13 protein-coding genes are annotated in these 18,069 nt (G+C 62.8%); 9 read left to right on the top strand and 4 right to left on the bottom strand.

The window, feature by feature from the left end; translation table 11 throughout:
- Positions 1–55: 55 nt before the first annotated feature.
- On the bottom strand, positions 56–1,171 hold the full coding sequence (cfa, locus tag FF80_RS08290) for a cyclopropane fatty acyl phospholipid synthase (RefSeq protein ID WP_035099453.1): 1,116 nt from the start codon (positions 1,169–1,171) through the stop codon (positions 56–58).
- Positions 1,172–1,313: 142 nt separating this feature from the next.
- Here cfa and FF80_RS08295 point away from each other — a divergent pair, with 142 nt between their 5' ends.
- Positions 1,314–1,964: a DUF1294 domain-containing protein gene (locus tag FF80_RS08295; protein ID WP_052153314.1), complete on the top strand. Its 651-nt coding sequence runs from the start codon at positions 1,314–1,316 to the stop codon at positions 1,962–1,964.
- Between the two features lie 30 nt (positions 1,965–1,994).
- On the opposite strand, the gene FF80_RS08300 is transcribed toward FF80_RS08295, so the two are convergent.
- From FF80_RS08300 to FF80_RS08310, 3 genes are all read right to left on the bottom strand, one after another.
- Entirely contained in the window at positions 1,995–2,690 is a 696-nt protein-coding gene (locus tag FF80_RS08300) for a YafY family protein (protein WP_035099198.1), read from the bottom strand.
- 84 nt (positions 2,691–2,774) lie between these two features.
- Positions 2,775–3,890 carry an epoxide hydrolase family protein gene (locus tag FF80_RS08305; protein WP_035099199.1) on the bottom strand — a complete coding sequence of 372 codons (1,116 nt, stop codon included), beginning with the start codon at positions 3,888–3,890 and terminating at the stop codon, positions 2,775–2,777.
- A 232-nt stretch (positions 3,891–4,122) separates the two neighbouring features.
- Positions 4,123–5,133, bottom strand: a complete 1,011-nt coding sequence (locus FF80_RS08310; protein WP_052153315.1) for an aldose epimerase family protein — start codon at positions 5,131–5,133, stop codon at positions 4,123–4,125.
- 119 nt (positions 5,134–5,252) lie between these two features.
- Between FF80_RS08310 and FF80_RS08315 the strand changes: the two genes are divergently transcribed.
- The 8 genes from FF80_RS08315 (at position 5,253) to FF80_RS08350 (ending at position 17,904) form a co-directional block, all read left to right on the top strand.
- Positions 5,253–6,296 (top strand): LacI family DNA-binding transcriptional regulator, encoded by a 1,044-nt coding sequence (locus FF80_RS08315; RefSeq protein ID WP_035099200.1) that lies wholly within the window; start codon positions 5,253–5,255, stop codon positions 6,294–6,296.
- A 91-nt stretch (positions 6,297–6,387) separates the two neighbouring features.
- A complete protein-coding gene (xylB, locus tag FF80_RS08320; RefSeq protein WP_035099201.1) occupies positions 6,388–7,851 on the top strand; it encodes a xylulokinase in 1,464 nt (487 codons plus the stop codon).
- Positions 7,848–9,155: a xylose isomerase gene (gene xylA, locus FF80_RS08325; RefSeq protein ID WP_035099202.1), complete on the top strand. Its 1,308-nt coding sequence runs from the start codon at positions 7,848–7,850 to the stop codon at positions 9,153–9,155. Before xylB ends, xylA begins: the two co-directional genes overlap by 4 nt.
- Positions 9,156–9,280: 125 nt before the next feature.
- Positions 9,281–10,891 (top strand): glycoside hydrolase family 43 protein, encoded by a 1,611-nt coding sequence (locus FF80_RS08330; RefSeq protein ID WP_035099203.1) that lies wholly within the window; start codon positions 9,281–9,283, stop codon positions 10,889–10,891.
- 204 nt (positions 10,892–11,095) lie between these two features.
- The gene (locus tag FF80_RS08335; RefSeq protein ID WP_035099204.1) at positions 11,096–11,947 is read left to right on the top strand and encodes a DUF2189 domain-containing protein; all 852 of its coding nucleotides are present in this window, start codon (positions 11,096–11,098) and stop codon (positions 11,945–11,947) included.
- A 73-nt stretch (positions 11,948–12,020) separates the two neighbouring features.
- Positions 12,021–12,326 (top strand): hypothetical protein, encoded by a 306-nt coding sequence (locus tag FF80_RS08340; protein WP_035099205.1) that lies wholly within the window; start codon positions 12,021–12,023, stop codon positions 12,324–12,326.
- An 84-nt stretch (positions 12,327–12,410) separates the two neighbouring features.
- Complete coding sequence (gene mutS, locus FF80_RS08345; RefSeq protein WP_035099206.1) at positions 12,411–15,125, top strand: DNA mismatch repair protein MutS; 2,715 nt, start codon at positions 12,411–12,413, stop codon at positions 15,123–15,125.
- Positions 15,106–17,904: a [protein-PII] uridylyltransferase gene (locus tag FF80_RS08350; RefSeq protein WP_035099207.1), complete on the top strand. Its 2,799-nt coding sequence runs from the start codon at positions 15,106–15,108 to the stop codon at positions 17,902–17,904. Before mutS ends, FF80_RS08350 begins: the two co-directional genes overlap by 20 nt.
- Positions 17,905–18,069 lie beyond the last annotated feature (165 nt).

Genomic DNA, 18,069 nt, shown 5'->3' on the forward strand with positions numbered 1-18,069 from the left:
TGGCCGCCCTGCCCGGCGCGGTTTCCCGAGCCTGTGGATAAATGTTCCACGTGAATCACCGTACGCTCGTATAGCCGCCCGGCACGCCATGCGGCGACAGCACCACTTGCCAGAGGCTGATATTGCGGGCGCGGAACAGGGCGGCGAAGACGTTGAGATAATAGCGCCACATCCGGTAGAAGCGCTCGTCATACTGATCCTTGAGCTGCGGCCAGGCCGCGACGAACCGCTCATGCCAGGCCATCAGCGTTGTGTCGTAATCGGCGCCGAAATTGTGCCAGTCCTCTATCACGAACAGACTCTCTGTAGCCTTGCCGATCTGGGCGATGGAGGGCAGCATGCCATTGGGAAAAATATACTTTTCGCTCCAGGGGTCGCCGTGGCTGGTTGAGCTGTGCCCGCCAATGGTATGCAGCAGCATCAGCCCATCCGGCACCAATAGGCGCGCGGCCTTTTCGAAATAGGCGCGGTAATTCTTGTAGCCGACATGCTCGAACATGCCGATCGAGATGATGCGATCGAATTGGCCGTCCAGCGCCTGATAATCGAGCAGCTTTGTCTCGACCGGCAAATGCGCCGTGCGCTCATTGGCGAGCGCGGCCTGTTCCTTGGAGACGGTGACGCCGACGCCTGACACGCCATAACGCTCGGCGGCAAATTGCAGAAAACCGCCCCAGCCCGAGCCGATATCGAGAATGCGCATACCCGGCTCCAGCCCCACCTTGCGGCAGATCAGGTCGAGCTTGGCTTCCTGCGCTGCGTCAAGGTCGCTGGCATTCTGCCAATAGCCGCAGGAATAGATCATGCGTTTGTCGAGCATGGCGGCATAAAGATCGTTGCCGATATCGTAATGCTTCTCGCCCACTTCGGTGACGCGCCGGCGCTGCATGTTGAGCAGCTTGCCCTTGAGCACGCTGCCGATCAGCGCCAGGTCCTTGGGGAAATTGTCCTGGATATTGGCTTGGATCAGCTTGAACAGGAACTGGTCGAGCGCCTCGGCATCCCACCAGCCATCCATGTAACTTTCGCCCAGCCCCAAAGTGCCCTGGCTGAGCACGCGCCCATAAAGGCTTTCATTGTGCACCTGCACGTCCCAGGGACGGCTGCCCCCGATCTCGATCTGTGTGCGGGCCAATTGGGTTTGAACGAAGCGCTTCGCGGTATCGGACATGGCAAACGGCATGAAAAAATGGAAGGAAGTACCAGCCTACATCCATCGTCGTTTACCGATCAATGGTTTTTTCAGGCTATTTTAAGCCCCGCAAAGCCTGCTTAACCGGCCTGTGGCTATGCTGGCCGGCTGGAGGAACAGCATGCGCAAAAGCGGACAATTGATCGATTGGAACGATGATCGCGGCTTCGGCTTCATCCGCGACACCGAGGGTGAGCGCTATTTTGTGCATATCAGATCCATCGGCCGCATCGCCACGCGCCCGCTGATAGGCGATCATCTCGATTTCGACGCTGGCATGGATGCACAAGGCCGCCCACGCGCGCTCAATGCCCGAATCCGGGGTGCCAATCCCGCCCCGCCCCGGGCCGTCCGCTCGCGCGGCCTGCCGCCTGCTGCCAATGCACAGCGTTTCGATCCGCGGCCATGGCTCGCCTCGGGCCTGCTCGCTTTGCTCTTTTGCGATCTGGCGCTGGGTCTGGCGCCACTCTGGCTGGGGGTCGGCTATCTTGCGATGGGCGCCCTGTCCTTCGGGCTATACGCTACCGACAAGCATTATGCCCAGACCGATCAATGGCGCATTTCCGAAACCATGCTGCACAGCATCGATCTGGGTTTCGGCATTATCGGGGGCCTATTGGCGCAGAGCCGCTTTCGGCACAAAACGGTCAAGCCGGGTTTTGTCCTGCTCACCTGGTGCCTGGTGGGTTTGCACGCGCTTTGGCTGGGCGGCATAGCGATTGGCCGTATCGCGCCGGCCGATCTGGTGGGTCTGCTCGATCTATTCGGCTGATTCACGTGAAACGGGTGAGGCCCGTTGGCGTCACTCGCCACGCCGCTCTGCGGCCAGCACTTCGCGCCATTCGCGTTCCAGCATGGCGCGGCGCTTGCCGTAGCGGTCTTCGGTCATCAGCAGCGACACGATGCGGTCGGTGCGGAAATTGCGGAAGGCCTGGCGCAGGCAGCACCAGGCGGCGATGACCTGCTTGCCTTCGTAATAGGCCAGTTGCACGGGCCAGATGGCGCGTTCGCTGGGCCGCCCGCTTTCGTCGGCATAGGCAATCTGCAGCGCTTTTTCGGTGCGCATCGCCAGCCGTACCTGGCCCAGAACCGGCATGGGCGTTTTGGTGCTCCACACCGCCACCGGCCACAGGCCCGTATCATTGATGCGATCGCGTAAATCCTCGGGCGAGGCGGTGGCAATCTTGGCCAGGGCATTTTGCGCTGCGGCACCCAGCCCGTCATCGGGCTGCGCCCCCACCCAGCGGGCGCCGAGCACCAGGGCCTCGAGCTCTTCAGGCGTAAACATCAGGGGCGGCAGGAAGAAGCCGGGTTTCAGCATATAGCCCACCCCCGCTTCGCCATCGATGGGCGCACCCAGCCCGATAAGCGTCTGCACATCGCGATAGAGCGTGCGCACGGAAACGCCCTGTTCCTCGGCCAAAGCGGCAGCCGTGACCGGCCGGCGATGGCGCCGCAGCGCATCCATGACAGCAAAGAGCCGCTCGGTCTTGTCCATGGTTCGTTCTCCTCTGGCAGTCTTGGATGCCAGATTCCCGGGACGGAGCCAAGCGTCTGCCGAGCGAACTTCGCGGCGCCGGAATTACGCGATCTGGCCATGGAAGGCACGAATGTCGTGAGCCATCGCCTCGGGCACTTCGAGCGCCGGGAAATGACCGCCCTGGCTCAGTTCGGTCCAGCGCACGATGTTCCACAGATTGCGTTCGCCCCAGGCCCGCGGCGCCGGATTGTCGGCGGGCGGCACGAGAATGGCGTGGGGCACCTCGTGCCGGGCCGGCTTTTTGGGCAATTCGGCATCGGCAAAAGCCTCCTTGTAGAGCCGGACAGACGAGCCGATCGTCTGGGTGAACCAATAGACCGACAGGATCGTGCAGAGGTCCTCGAACTCGAAGGCATTGCTGATCTCGCCGCCATTATCCGACCAGGTCCGGTATTTTTCGAGAATCCAGGCGGCGAGCCCGGCCGGGGAATCGTTGAGACCGACCGCCAGCGTTGCGGGTTTGGTACCCTGGACCATGGCATAGGCGCCTTCGGCGAAGGCCCAGTAATTGCCGCGCTCGACATAGGCCTTTTCCTCGGGCGAAAGGTCGTCCGGCTTGGGAAAGCCGAAATAGACATTGATGTAATGGGCCCCGATCAGCCGGTCGGGAAAGTCGCGCACCAGCGCCATTACCGCGCCGGCCCCCATATCGGAGCCGGATACGAGAAATTTCGGATAATCGAGGCGGCGCATCAGTTCGGCCCAGAGCGGAGCGACCCGGGTCAGGTTCATGCCGGGCCGGCTGGGCTTGCCCGAAAAGCCGAAGCCGGGCAGCGAAGGGATGATCACGTCGAACGCCACGCCATCCACCGGTTCGGTCAGCAGCGGCACCAGCGGCAGCAATTCGACGAAATTGGACGGCCAGCCATTGGCCAGGAGGAGCGGCACATTGGTCTGGCCGCGGCCGCGAACATGCACGAAATGCACCAGCTCACCTTCGATCACTTCGGTGAATTGGGGGAAGGCATTGAGCCTGGCTTCGGCGGCGCGCCAATCGTAGATGGTGCCCCAATAGGCGAGGAAATCGCGCAGGAATTTTTCGTCTATGCCATCGTCCCAGCCGGCATTGGGCAAGGCATGGGGAAATCGGGTGCGGCCGAGCCGGTCTTTGAGATCGGCGATATCGGCGTCGGAAACAGCGATGGTGAAAGGGGTCATTTGTCTCTCCTCATGTCGCAGCAACGCGACATCATGAGGAAAACTTCAGTCACACGTACTGACAGGCCGTGGCAGCAGTGATTCGGCCTGCTCCATTGCCTGCGGTCAGTTTGCTGCCCACGAACCCTGCCGTCATTGCCCGGCCTGTCCGGGCAATCCATGCCGCAGCGTGAGCGGAAAATGGATCACCCGGACGGGCCGGGTGATGACGATCGTTGAGAGTTTACAGGCGTCAGGCGATCTCGAATTCGCACCAATGGCTGTAGGGGCGTTCGGGCGAATAGATCACATTGGGGAAATGCGGATTGTGCACCGCATCGGCAAAGGCCTGGTCCTCGAGGCAGAAGCCGGCATGTTTGCCATAATGCCTGCCGCCCAGACCGGGGACCGGAATGTCGGTCCATACGCCATTGTAAACCTGCACGCCCGGCCGGTCGCTCCAGAGCTTGAGCGTCAGCGCCTTGTCCGGTCCGACCACGGTGGCGATGGGATCGGCATGATTGCGGCCGGTGTCGAGCACCATGCCGATATCGTAGTCAACCGGCGCGCCATTGCTGTCGCGCATGCTGCGCGGCTGGCGCAGGTCATATGCCGTGCCGGCCGATGGCAGGATGGCGCCGGTCGGCGCCAGATCCTCGCCCAGCTGGGTATAGGCCGATGAATTGACCTGGATCGTATGGTCGAGCACGTCCGCTGATGTGCCCAGGTTGAAATATTGGTGTTGCACGAGGCTGATCGGGGTCGCCCGGTCGGTCGTTGCAGTCAGCTCCAGCAACAGGCGATGGCCCTTGAGCCGGTAGGTTGCGGTGAAATTGACATTGCCGGGATATCCCATGGCGCCATCCGGGCTGAAATGGGTGAAGCGCACGGCAGTGTTGGCTTCGTCCACTTCCCCGTCCCACACCTGCCGGCCCAGGCCCTCGGTCCCGCCATGCAGCTGCAGGTTGCCGGCATTTGCAGGCAGGTTGTAGGTTTTTCCGTCAAGATCGAAGGAGGCATTCTTGATGCGGTTGGCGACGCGCCCGGCAAGCGAGCCCAGATGAGGGCTATGGGCGGGATAGGCGTCGAAATTGTCAAAGCCCAGCACCACCGAGCGCGGCGCTCCTGCAACTGGCACGCGCCAGTCGCGCACCACCACGCCATAGCCGATCAGGTCGACTTCAACGCCCGTATCGCTCACCAGGCGGAACTGGTCCACCCGCTTGCCTGCGTGTTCGCCGAATGTCGATACCGCAATGGTCATGCTGCCCCTCCAGGTTTTGGCGCTATGGTCTAGCGCGCTTTCTCGGCGCCCTGCAATGTCGGACTTGACCTTTTCTCGGGCGGTGTCGAGTGTACGCGCAATGAGGGAAGGAAAGTGCCGTGAATGAGATCGCTGGCAGACGGCGCGTCACCGTCCATGACGTGGCGCGGGTGGCGGGCGTATCGCTGGCCACGGTCGATCGCGTGCTCAATGGGCGTCCGGGCGTGCGCGCCGCCACCGTCGAAAAGGTCGAGACGGCCATTGCCGAGATCGGTTTTCACCGCGATCTGTCGGCGTCCTTGCTGGCCCGCGCCCGCGATATCGGCGTCACCTTCATCATCCCCGATGGCTCCAATGCCTTCATGGCCAGCCTTGCCGAGGCGATCGAGCGCTGGACGGCGCCGGCGCTAACCGACCGGGTGCATACCCAGATCCTGCGGGTCAAGGCGCTGGATGGCGCCGCCCTGGCCCGGGCGCTGGATGGGCTCGACGCAAAAACCTGCGATTGCGCCGTGATCGTGGCGGGCGAAGATCCGGCCGTGCTGGCCGCTGTCGACGCCGCCAGCCGCCGCGATATTGCCGTGCTCACTTTGGTGTCGGACCTTCCCGGTTCGCAGCGCCGCCATTTCATCGGCATCGACAATGTCGCCGCCGGGCGCACGGCTGCCTCGCTATTGGGCCGGTTCCTGCCGCAGGGCGGCAAGGTGGCCTTGATCGCCGGATCGCTGCATCTGCGCGATCACTCTGATCGCCTGGCCGGTTTTCATGCGGTATTGGCGGCCGAATTTCCCGCCATTGCCGTGGTGGGGCCGCTGGAAGGGCATGACGAGGCCTCCCAGACCGAATCAATCGTCGCCGCGCTCCTCGCCGAGCATCCCGATCTTGCCGGGCTCTACAATCTGGGCGCGGGCAATACCGGGCTGGTCAAGGCGCTGGATAGTTCCGGGCAGGCTGGCGCCATCCGCGTCATCGCCCATGAATTGACCGCCGCCACGCGGCAAGGCCTTGTTGGCGGGGCGATTGACGTGGTGCTCGACCAGAATCCGGATGGGGAAATCCGGCAGGCGATTGCGGCGGCGCGGGGCCTGGCTTTGGGCGGCAATGGGCTTTCCGGCAATGCCCCCATTGAAATCGGGATTTTCCTGCGCGACAATCTGCGCTAAGAAGCACGCCATCACCAAACCGGCGTGGCCCCAAAATGGGGCGGGAGGACGTTCAGATGTTGTTTGTGACCGCCAATGAGGTACGTGCCTCATGACCTTTCTCGGCATCGATATCGGCACGTCCGGCGTCAAGGCATTGCTGATCGACGATAGCGGCAAGCCCATCGGGGAGGCTTCGGCACCGGCCGTCGAGCCCGTGCGCCCCCATCCGGGCTGGTCCGAACAGAACCCGGCCGACTGGTGGACGGCAACCCTTGCCGCCGTGGACAAGCTCAAGGCCAGTCATCCGGCCGATCTCGCCAAAGTGCGCGGCATTGGCCTCTCCGGTCACATGCATGGCGCCACCTTGCTGGGTAAAAATGATGAGGTTCTGCGGCCATGCATTCTGTGGAACGACGGCCGCTCGGCCGCCGAATGTCTCGAGATGGAAGCGGCGCTTCCCAGCCTGCGTGAGATTGCCGGCAATATCGCCATGCCGGGCTTTACCGCCCCCAAGATCGCCTGGGTGCGCAAGCACGAGCCGGACATCTACGCCAGAATCGCCAAGGTGCTGCTGCCCAAGGCCTATGTGCGGCTGCTGCTGAGCGGCGAGCATATCGAGGACATGTCCGACGCGGCCGGCACGCTCTGGCTCGATGTCGCCAGGCGCGATTGGTCGGACGAGCTGCTGGCCGTGACCGGGCTGAACCGCTCCCACATGCCGCGACTGGTCGAGGGCTCGGCGCCCGCCGTCAGCCTCAAGCGTGAGCTGGCCGCCCGTTGGGGCATGTCGGGCGATGTGGTCATTGCCGGCGGCGCTGGTGACAATGCCGCTTCCGCCTGCGGCATCGGTGCCATCCGGGCCGGCGAGGGCTTTGTCTCGTTGGGCACGTCGGGTGTGCTGTTCGTTTCCAATGATAAGTTCCGCCCCAATACCAAGGGCGCCGTACACGCCTTCTGCCACGCCATTCCCGATACCTGGCACCAGATGGGGGTGATCCTGTCGGCCACCGATAGCCTCAACTGGCTCGCCCGCATCAGCGGCCAGAAACAGGCCGATCTTTCCCGCGCCGCCGAAGCAGGCTTCAAGGGTCCGGGCGAAGAAATTTTCCTGCCTTACCTGTCGGGTGAACGCACCCCGCATAACAATGCCAAGGCACGCGGCTCCTTCACTGGCCTCAGCCAGAGTACCGAGCCGGCCCAATTGGCCCAGGCCGTCATGGAGGGCGTGACCTTTGCCATGCGCGATTGCCAGCGCGTACTCTCTGATGCTGGCACGAAAATCGACCGGCTGCTGGCCGTCGGCGGCGGCAGTAAATCCGCGCTCTGGCTCAAGCTGCTGGCCACCAATCTCGACATGGAAATCGCCCTTCCCGAGGACGGCGATTTTGGCGGGGCGCTCGGCGCCGCCCGGCTCGGCCTGTGTGCCGCGACCGGCGCCAACCCGGCCGACATCATGACCATGCCGCCGATCAAGACCGTCATCGCGCCCGACAAGAGCCTGTCGGTCGCCTATTCCGATCAATATGCGCGCTATCGCGCCCTTTACCCTGCCATCGAGGAGGCAATTTCGTGAGTGATTTTTTCAAGGGTCTGAGCCAGGTCAAGTATGAAGGCCCTGCCAGCAAGAACCCGCTGGCCTATCGGCATTACAACAAGGACGAAGTGATCGCCGGCAAGCGGATGGAAGACCATATCCGCCCGGCCATCGCCTATTGGCACACCTTTGCGCAGGAAGGCGGCGACCCGTTCGGCGGCCGTACGTTCGACCGCCCCTGGTTCGACAAGGGTCTGGAAGGCGCCAAGCTCAAGGCCGAAGTGGCCTTTGAATTCTTCAACCTGATCGACGTGCCCTTCTTCGCCTTCCACGACGTTGACGTGGCCCCCGAAGGCGCAACGCTCGAGGAGAGCAACAAGAACCTGCGCGTCATCGGCGATATCCTTGCATCCAAGATGCAGGAAACCGGCAAGAAGCTGCTCTGGGGCACGGCGAACCTGTTCTCCAACCGCCGCTACATGGCCGGCGCCGCCACCAATCCCGATCCGGAAATCTTCGCCTATGCGGCCGGCCAGGTGAAGGCCGTGCTCGAGCTGACCAATGAACTGGGCGGCGAGAACTATGTGCTCTGGGGCGGCCGCGAAGGCTACGAAACCTTGCTCAATACCAAGATCGGCCAGGAACAGGACCAGATGGCCCGCTTCCTGCATCTGGTCATCGAGCATGCCGAAAAGATCGGCTTTACCGGCCAGATCCTGATCGAGCCCAAGCCACAGGAACCGAGCAAGCACCAGTACGACTTCGACGTCGCCACGGTGTTTGGGTTCCTGCAGAAATACGGCCTCGAAAAGAAGGTGAAGTGCAATATCGAGGTTGGCCACGCGTTCCTGGCCGGTCACTCCTTCGAGCATGAACTGGCTGTTGCTTCCTCGCTGGGCCAGCTCGGCTCGGTCGACGCCAACCGCAACGATCTGCAGTCCGGCTGGGACACCGACCACTTCCCCAACAATGCGGGCGAAATGGCCTTGGCCTTCTACTACATCCTCAAGCAGGGTGGTCTGGGCAAGGGCGGCTTCAACTTCGACGCCAAGGTGCGCCGCCAGTCGCTGGACCCCGCAGACCTGCTGCATGGCCACATCCTGGGTCTCGATACCCTGGCGCGCGGCCTCAAGGGCGCCGTCGCCCTGATCGAGGATGGCGAATATGACAAGCTGCTCGATGGCCGCTATGCCGGCTGGGACAATGGCCTCGGGCAGGACATCCTTGCCGGCAAGCTGAGCCTGGCTGACATCGCGGCCAAGGTCCATGCCGATGGCATCAACCCGCAGCCCAAATCCGGCCGCCAGGAATATCTCGAAAACCTGATCAACCGCTTCGTCTAAGCTAAAACGCGGACCCCTTCCCTACCAGGGAGGGGGTCTTTCAACCATCGCAGACCCCTCATCCGGCGCTGTGCGCCACCTTCTCCCACAGGGGAAGAAGGGAAGCGGTGGCGGGAGGAGGAAATATGCCCCAGATCACCAATCCCATCCTGCCCGGCTTCAATCCCGACCCATCCATCCTGCGGGTCGGCGAGGATTATTACATCGCCACCTCGACCTTCGAATGGTTCCCGGGCGTGCAGATCCACCACTCCAAGGACCTTGCCAATTGGGACCTCGTCACCCGTCCGCTGACGCGCAAGGCTCAGTTGGATATGCGCGGCGATCCCGACAGCTGCGGCGTCTGGGCGCCCTGCCTTACCCATGACGGGGAAAAATTCTGGCTGGTCTATACCGACGTCAAGCGCAAGGATGGCTCATTCAAGGACGCGCATAATTACATTGTCACCGCGCCCAGCATCGAAGGTCCCTGGTCCGACCCGGTATATGCCAATTCCTCGGGCTTTGACCCTTCCCTGTTCCACGATGACGACGGCAAGAAGTGGTTCGTCAACATGCTGTGGGACCATCGCACGCGGCCGCTCAAGTTCGCCGGCATTGCACTGCAGCAATTCGATCCCGCCCAGGGCAAGCTGGTCGGCCCGATCAAGAACATCTATCAGGGTACCGACCTGAAGCTGGTCGAAGGGCCCCATCTCTATAAGCGGAACGGCTGGTATTACCTGCTGACCGCCGAGGGCGGCACGGCCTATGACCACGCAGTCACCTTTGCCCGCTCGCGCAATATCTGGGGGCCTTACGAGACTCATCCGGACAAGCACATTCTCACGTCCAAGGACGCGCCCTTCGCCGCCCTGCAGCGCGCCGGCCATGGCGATCTGGTGGAAACGCCCGAGGGCAAGACCTATCTCGTCCACCTCACCGGCCGCCCCACCACGCAGAACCGCCGCTGCGTGCTGGGCCGGGAAACCGCTATCCAGGAGGCCTATTGGGGCGACGACGACTGGATTCACGTGAAACACGGCCCGGTCCCCTCGCTGCATGTCGAAGTGCCCGGCGCGTTCGACACGGCAAAATACTGGGCCGAGCAGCGCTACACATTCGAAGGCGCGCTGCACAAAGACTTCCAATGGCTGCGCACGCCGGAGCCGGAGCGGATTTTCGCCCTTGCGGACAACAAGCTGCGCCTGTTTGGTCGCGAATCGATCGGTTCGTGGTTCGAGCAGGCATTGGTCGCCCGCCGCCAGACCCATTTCTCCTATGATGCCGAAACCGTCGTGGACTTCCCCGCCACCGACGAGCGCACCATGGCAGGCCTCGCCGCCTATTACAGCCGGTACAATTTCTTCTATCTCGCGGTTACGGCGCATTCCGATGGCCAGCGCGAATTGCTGCTGATGACCTCTGAAATAAGCTGGCCCGACGGCAATCTGGGTTTCCCGGCCGATCCAGTGCAGATTCCGAATAGTGGTAAGGTCAAGCTGGCCCTGAGCATTCGCGGGTCAAAGCTGCAATTCTTCTACGCGCTGGAAGGCCAGGACCTGCAGCCCATCGGTCCCGTACTCGATGCCTCGATCCTGTCGGACGAATGCGGCGGCCACCAGGCCCACGGCAGCTTCACCGGCGCCTTTGTCGGCGTGGCAGCGCATGATCTCAACGGCACGGCCAGCCCGGCGGATTTCGATTATTTCGTCTATCGGCCCGTGGAGGATAAGACGGACCGCTACGAGATTTAGAAACTGTCCGACAATTCCAGTAGACCTCGTCCTTCGACAAGCTCACCATGAGGTCTCCTGGCGCCTTCACAATTTTCCGAGCCGGGGGCGACAATCTGCCGCAGCTGGGTTATCCTTCCTCGTCTGGCAGGTCGCGCTTCGTGGCCGAAGCGATGCTACAAGGTCATGCGACGCGGCCTCCCCATGTTCTGGAGGAGGACATTCATGGCGAATTTTCACGTGATCGGTGGCGCTACCGAGGCGTTGGACCACCCCGTTATTCGCAAGATCACCCTGGCGGACCTGATCGATGCGCTCAAACGCGGTGCCGCCGATTTCTGGGCCAAACCGTCCCATTATGTGCTGCTGACGCTGATCTATCCGATTGTCGGTATCGTGCTGGCGGTGTGGATGTCGGGCTATCACACTTGGCCCCTGCTCTATCCGCTGATGGGCGGCTTTGCGCTGATCGGCCCCTTCGCCGCTATCGGGCTTTATGAAATCAGCCGGCGGCGCGAATTGGGGCTCGATACCTCCTGGATCCACGCTTTCGAGGTGCTGCGCTCTCCCGCTATCGCTTCGATTGCGGCTGTCGGCATTTTCCTCTTTGCCGTGTTCACGCTCTGGCTCACCGCAGCACAGGGGCTTTACGAAAATCTTTTCGGCTCCTCCGCCCCCGCCCAGCTCAGCGCCCTGATCAATCAGGTGCTGACCACGCCGGAAGGCTGGACGCTGCTGATCGTGGGAAATCTCTTGGGTCTGGCCTTTGCCGTGATCACGCTGTGCACCACCGTGGTGGCCTTCCCGCTGCTGCTCGATCGCGATGTCGGCGCCTATGTCGCGGTGACCACCTCGATCCGCGCCGTGCTGAAAAATCCCATTCCCATGCTGGCCTGGGGCCTGATCGTCGCCGTTGGACTGGCGCTGGGTTCACTGCCCTTGTTTGTGGGCCTGGCCGTGGTGATCCCGATTTTCGGCCATGCCACCTGGCATCTTTATCGCAAGGTCATCGAGCCGGTCGAAATGGCGCCACCGCCACGGCGGCGGGCATCCACAGCCAAAGCAAAAACTCGCTAAGGCGCGAACATTCCGCCATAATCCCGGGCACCGGTTCCTCTGGCCGGTGCCCTTGTCTTTGGCTCGAGATGTCATGCGTCGCTTCCTGATCACCGCCGTGCCCATCATCCTTGCTGCGCTTTGTGCCCTGGCCATCGTTCCCTGGTTGTTGGGCGTTCCCGGCACCGACAATAATTACGCCAAGGGCTGGACGATCGGCTTTTATGCCCTTCTGGCCTATCTCACCGCCTTCATTGTTCTGGCCATATTGCGCGTCGCTGCCCATCTGGGCTGGTTCCGCTTCCCCGCCCATACCGCCGATAGCCTGAGCTGGTCGGCGGTGCTGGGTTTCGTCATCGCGCAGGGCCTTGCCTGGTGGCTGATTCTGGGCGCCAATTGAGCGGGACAATGAGCCTTGCGCGGTTGTATCGGGCCGCAACCTGCCCTAGTTTGGCCGCTTCCTGCCGCATAGTTTAAAGCATTCATGGACCAGTCGCTCCCCGACTCCGCATCGCTTTCGCCCGCCCCGGCCCTGACGCCGATGATGGCGCAATATTTCGAGATCAAGGCGGTCAATCCGGGCTATCTGCTGTTCTATCGCATGGGCGATTTCTACGAGCTGTTCTTCGAGGACGCCGAGATCGCCAGCGCCGCCCTGGGTATTGTGCTGACTAAGCGCGGCAAGCATCTGGGCCAGGATATCGGCATGTGCGGCGTGCCCATCCATGCCGCCAATGATTATCTCAACAAGCTGGTCAAACTGGGCCACCGCGTCGCCATTTGCGAGCAGGTGGAAGACCCCAAGGAAGCCAAGAAGCGCGGCGCCAAATCGGTGGTCAAACGCGATGTCGTGCGGCTGATCACGGCCGGCACGCTGACCGAGGATGATCACCTCGATGCCCGCGCGTCCAATTTCCTCGCCGCCCTCTCCATGGTGCGGCATGGGGAAACCGATTTCGCCCTTGCCTGGACCGATGTATCGACCGGGGAGAGCTTCACGGCCGATCTGGGTGCCGATCAATTGCAGGACGAATTGGCCCGCATCGATCCGGCCGAACTGATCCTGAGCGAGGCCACCCGTCTGGCTTTGGTCGAGCGGCATCTGTTCGCCCCCGCCTGGCTGCCGATCAGCCATATTGCACCCGCGGAGATTTTCGACAGCGAGGCGGCGACCGCCAGTTTGCGCGACGCCTTTCCCGGCGGAGCTTTCGATCCGTCCGCTCTCTCCCGCGCCGCCCGCTCGGCTTTGGGCGCCATTGTGGCCTATATCAGCGATAGCCAGAAAGGCGTCGGCGTCGCGTTGCGCGCGCCCGTATTCGGCACCAATGCCCGCACCATGGCCATTGACCAGGCGACCCGCGCCAGCCTGGAACTGCACCAGACCCAGCGGGGTCAGCAACGCGGATCGCTGCGCAATGCTATCGATCTGACGGTCACCGCGCCCGGCTCGCGCCTGCTCTCGGCGCGTTTGGCGGCGCCGCTGGCCGATGCAGCAGCAATCAATGAGCGGCTCGACGCCGTCTCGGTTCTGGCCGGCGATACCATGCTCAATGGCCGGTTGCGCAGCGACCTCAAGGCCGTGCCCGATCTGGCCCGCGCGCTGACGCGATTGGCGCTTGATCGCGGCGGCCCCCGCGACCTGGCCGCCATCGGCAAGGCGGTCAGCGCCGCTCTCGCGCTCTCGAGCCATTTCGCCCGGCTCGATGATGTCCCCACGGTCCTTGCCCGACTATCGGCGACCCTCGCCGCTGCCCCCGCGCCGCTGGCCTCCATGCTGGCGCTGGCGCTGGATGATGAATTGCCCCTGTTCAGCCGCGATGGCGGTTTTGTGCGCAAGGGCTATGACCAGACCCTGGATGACGAACGCGCGCTGGCTAGCGAAACTCGTGCTGTCGTCGCCGCGCTGCAGGCCCGCCTGATCGAGGAAACCGACGTCCGCTCGCTCAAGATCCGGCACAATGGCGTCCTGGGCTATTTCGTCGAAGTGCCGGCGGCGCATGGCACGAAATTGCTCGAAGAGCCGCACCGCCAGAGCTTTATCCATCGCCAGACGCTGGCCAACGCCATGCGCTTCACCACGACCGAACTAGCTGATCTCGAGGGCCGCATCGCCCGCGCCCATGAAGCGGCGCTCGATATCGAGATCAGGATTTTTTCGAGCCTGCGTTCGGAGGCTCTCGGCCGCACCGATGCGCTGCGCGAGCTCGCCGACGCCCTGGCCGAACTCGACGTCACTGCCGCGCTCGCTCATCTCGCTGCGACCCGCAATTATGCCCGGCCCGAAATCGACACCTCCCTGGCCTTCGAGATCAAGGCCGGCCGCCATCCGGTGGTCGAGGATATGGTGCGGGCCGAGGGCCAGAGCTTTGTCGCCAATGATGCGGACCTCTCCGGCGCCGATGATATTGGCGGCGGCCGGCTCTGGCTGGTTACCGGCCCCAATATGGGCGGTAAATCGACCTTCCTGCGCCAGAATGCGCTGATCGCCATCCTGGCGCAGATGGGCAGTTTCGTGCCCGCCGCCTCGGCCCATATCGGGGTCATCGACCGGGTCTTCTCCCGCGTCGGCGCGTCCGACGACATTGCCCATGGCCGCTCGACCTTCATGGTCGAAATGGTCGAAACCTCGGCCATCCTCAATCGCGCCACCCGCCGCTCGCTGGTGGTGCTCGATGAAATCGGCCGCGGCACCGCTACTTTCGATGGTCTGTCCATTGCCTGGGCCGCCGTCGAAGCCCTGCATGAAACCACCGGCTGCCGCGCGCTGTTCGCCACCCATTTCCACGAGCTGACCAGCCTGGCCAAAACCCTGTCCCGCGTGTCCAATGTCACCATGAAGGTGCGCGAATGGGAGGGCGAAGTGGTGTTCCTGCATGAAGTAGGGCCCGGCGCCGCCGACCGCTCCTATGGCATTCAGGTGGCCCGGCTGGCCGGCCTGCCCGAGCCGGTGCTGGCCCGCGCCCGCCAGGTGCTCGATATTCTCGAACAACGCTCGGCCGGTACGGCCTCTTCCAGCCAGAAGGCCAGCGTGCTAGATGATCTGCCGCTCTTTGCCCATCAACCCGCTCCCAAACCGGCGGGTCCTGATCCAGTCCATGCCGCGCTCGACGCCGTTCGTCCCGACGAAATGACCCCCAAGCAAGCGATCGAAGCCCTCTACGAACTAAAGAAACTCCGCGATGACGCTCGCCGAAGCTGAAGCCAAGCCGCGAAAACCCCAGTTCGCGCTGAAAAGCGCCGAAGCCCTGTTGGCTGAACTGGACACCGCCATTGGCGATGAGGCGCCCAAAAGCGCTGCCGCCCGTGCCGTGGTGCTGGCCCATATGCGCAAGACCCTGGCCGAGGCGCGCAAATCGGCCGAAGCCGAATTGCTCGCCAATGGCAAAGGCACCCGCTGCGCGCAAAATCTGTCCGACGCGCAGGACGAGATCATCACCGCGGTCTATCTCTTCGCTACCAGCCGGGTCTATCCGGTCGACAATCCCTCCGGCGCCGAAGCCATCGCGCTCTCTGCCGTTGGCGGCTATGGCCGCGGCACGCTGGCGCCCGGTTCCGATATCGATCTGCTGTTCATCCTGCCCTACAAGCAGACGCCCTGGGGCGAGCAGGTTACCGAATATATCCTCTACCTGCTATGGGATCTGGGCCAGAAGGTCGGCCACGCCGTCCGCTCGGTCGATGAAAGCATCCGCATGGCCCGCGCCGACATGACCGTGCGCACCGCCACCCTCGAGGCGCGTTATCTGACCGGCGACAAGGCTCTGTTCGACCAATTGGTCCGGCGCTTTGAAACCGAGATCATGCCCAAGACCGGGCCGGAATTCATCGCCGCCAAAATGGCCGAACGCGATGAACGGCACAAGGCGATGGGCAATACCCGCTATGTGGTCGAGCCCAATATCAAGGACGGCAAGGGTGGGCTGCGCGATCTCAACACCCTGTTCTGGATCGGCAAATATTTCTACCAGGTCAAGACCAGCCATGAACTGGTCGGCAAGGGCGTGCTGTCCAATGGCGAATACCGCCTGTTCTCCCGCGCCGAGGATTTTTTGTGGGCGGTGCGCTGTCACCTGCATTTCCTGACCGGGCGGGCCGAAGAAAAGCTGACCTTTGACGTGCAGCCCGAACTGGCTCACCGCATGGGCTATGCCCAGCGCCTGGGCATGCTGGGCGTCGAGCGCTTCATGAAGCGCTACTTTCTGGTCGCCAAGGATGTGGGCGATCTGACCCGCATCATCTGCGCTTCTCTCGAATTCAACCACGCCAAGGATATGGACCTGGTCGGCCGCGTGCTGGCCCCGTTCCGTTCGGGCAAATCCAGGATCAAGGGCGAAAGCGATTTCGTACTCGATACTGGCCGGATCAACATCGCTGCCCCCGACGTGTTCGAAAAAGACCCGGTCAACCTGATCAAGATTTTCCTCGTCGCCGGGCGCGAGGAACTGCTGTTCCATCCCGATGCCATCAAGGTCATCTCCCGCTCGCTGCGCCTGATCGACAACCGGGTACGCAACGACGCCAAGGCCAATAGCTATTTCCTGACCATCCTGACCGCTCCCATGTCGGTCGAGCGCATCCTGCGCGCCATGAACGAGAGCGGCGTTCTGGGCAAGTTCGTGCCCGATTTCGGCAAGATCGTCGCCCTGATGCAATTCAACATGTATCACCATTATACAGTGGACGAGCATCTGATCCGCTCGGTCGGCGTCATGGCCGATATCGCCAATGGCGGCCTTCGCGATCAGTTGCCGCTGACCCATGAATTGCTGCCCCAGCTCAACGACACGCGCCTGCTCTATGTCGCGCTGTTCCTGCACGATATCGCCAAGGGCCGCCCGGAAGACCATTCCATTGCCGGCATGCGCATTGCCAAAAAACTCTGCCCCCGCTTTGGCCTCACCCCGGCCGAAACCGATACGGTCAGCTGGCTGATCGAACATCACCTGTTGATGAGCGAGATCGCCCAGGCCCGCGATATCCAGGACCCCGAAACCGCCAAGGCCTTTGCCGACGTGGTCCAATCGCCCCAGCGCCTGGCGCTGCTGATGATCCTCACCGCCTGCGATATCCGTGCCGTCGGCCCGGGCGTGTGGACCGGCTGGAAGGGCAGCCTGCTACGGGCGCTCTATTACGCCACCGAACCGCTCCTTTCCGGCGGCCATAGCCAGGTCACCCAATCGGACCGCATCGAGGCCGCCCGCCGCCAGCTGGCCGAAAAGCTCGAGACCTGGCTGCCGGCCGATGTCGAAGCCTATATGGCCCGCCATTACGATCATTACTGGCTGCGCGCCGAGCCCGAATTGCAGCTCGAGCATGCCCGGATGATCCGCCAGGCCGATAGCTCGGGCGAGACCTTTGCCGGCTCGATCCGCATCAAGGCATTCGAGGGCATAACCGAGGTCAGCTTCTACATGGCCGACCATCCGCGCCTGCTCTCGCTGATCGCCGGCGCCTGTACCATGCAGGATGCTTCGATCATTGGCGCTCAGATCTTCTCCACCCGCGATGGCCGCGCCATCGACACGTTCCGGCTGCGCCGCTCCTTCACCTCCGACGAGGACGAAAAGGTTCGCGCCACCCGCATCATCGATACGGTCCGCCAATTGCTGCAGGGCAAGCGGCAGATTCTGATCGATCTGGGCAAGGAAAGCCGCCACAACAAGCGCCTCAAGCCATTTGCCCTGCCCGCCCAGGTTTCGGTGAGCAACGCATTGTCGGAAAAATTCACCGTCATCGAGGTCTCCGGCCTCGACCGCATGGGCCTGCTCCATGCCATGACGCGCGAGATTTCCGATCTCAACCTCACTATCGGCTCGGCCCATATCGGCACCTATGGTGAAAAGGCCGTCGACGTCTTCTATGTCACCGATCTGACCGGCCAGAAGATCATGTCCAAGCCCCGCCAGCGCAAAATCCATGATGCGCTGATGAATGTGTTCCACCCCAAGCCGGCGGAGCAGAAGGTGGTCAATGGGTAGGGGCTGGGGCGCTGTGCGCTCCTCACCTCTCCCTTGGGGGGAGAGGTCGACGGCAAAGCCGGCGGGTGAGGGGGCCTTCCCCCAACACCAGGCCAGGAAAAGGGCCCCTCACCCGGCCCTGCGGGCCGACCTCTCCCCCAAAGGGAGAGGTGAAGAAGGCGCCTG

Source organism: Devosia sp. LC5 (genome assembly GCF_000735585.1).
GTDB lineage: Bacteria > Pseudomonadota > Alphaproteobacteria > Rhizobiales > Devosiaceae > Devosia.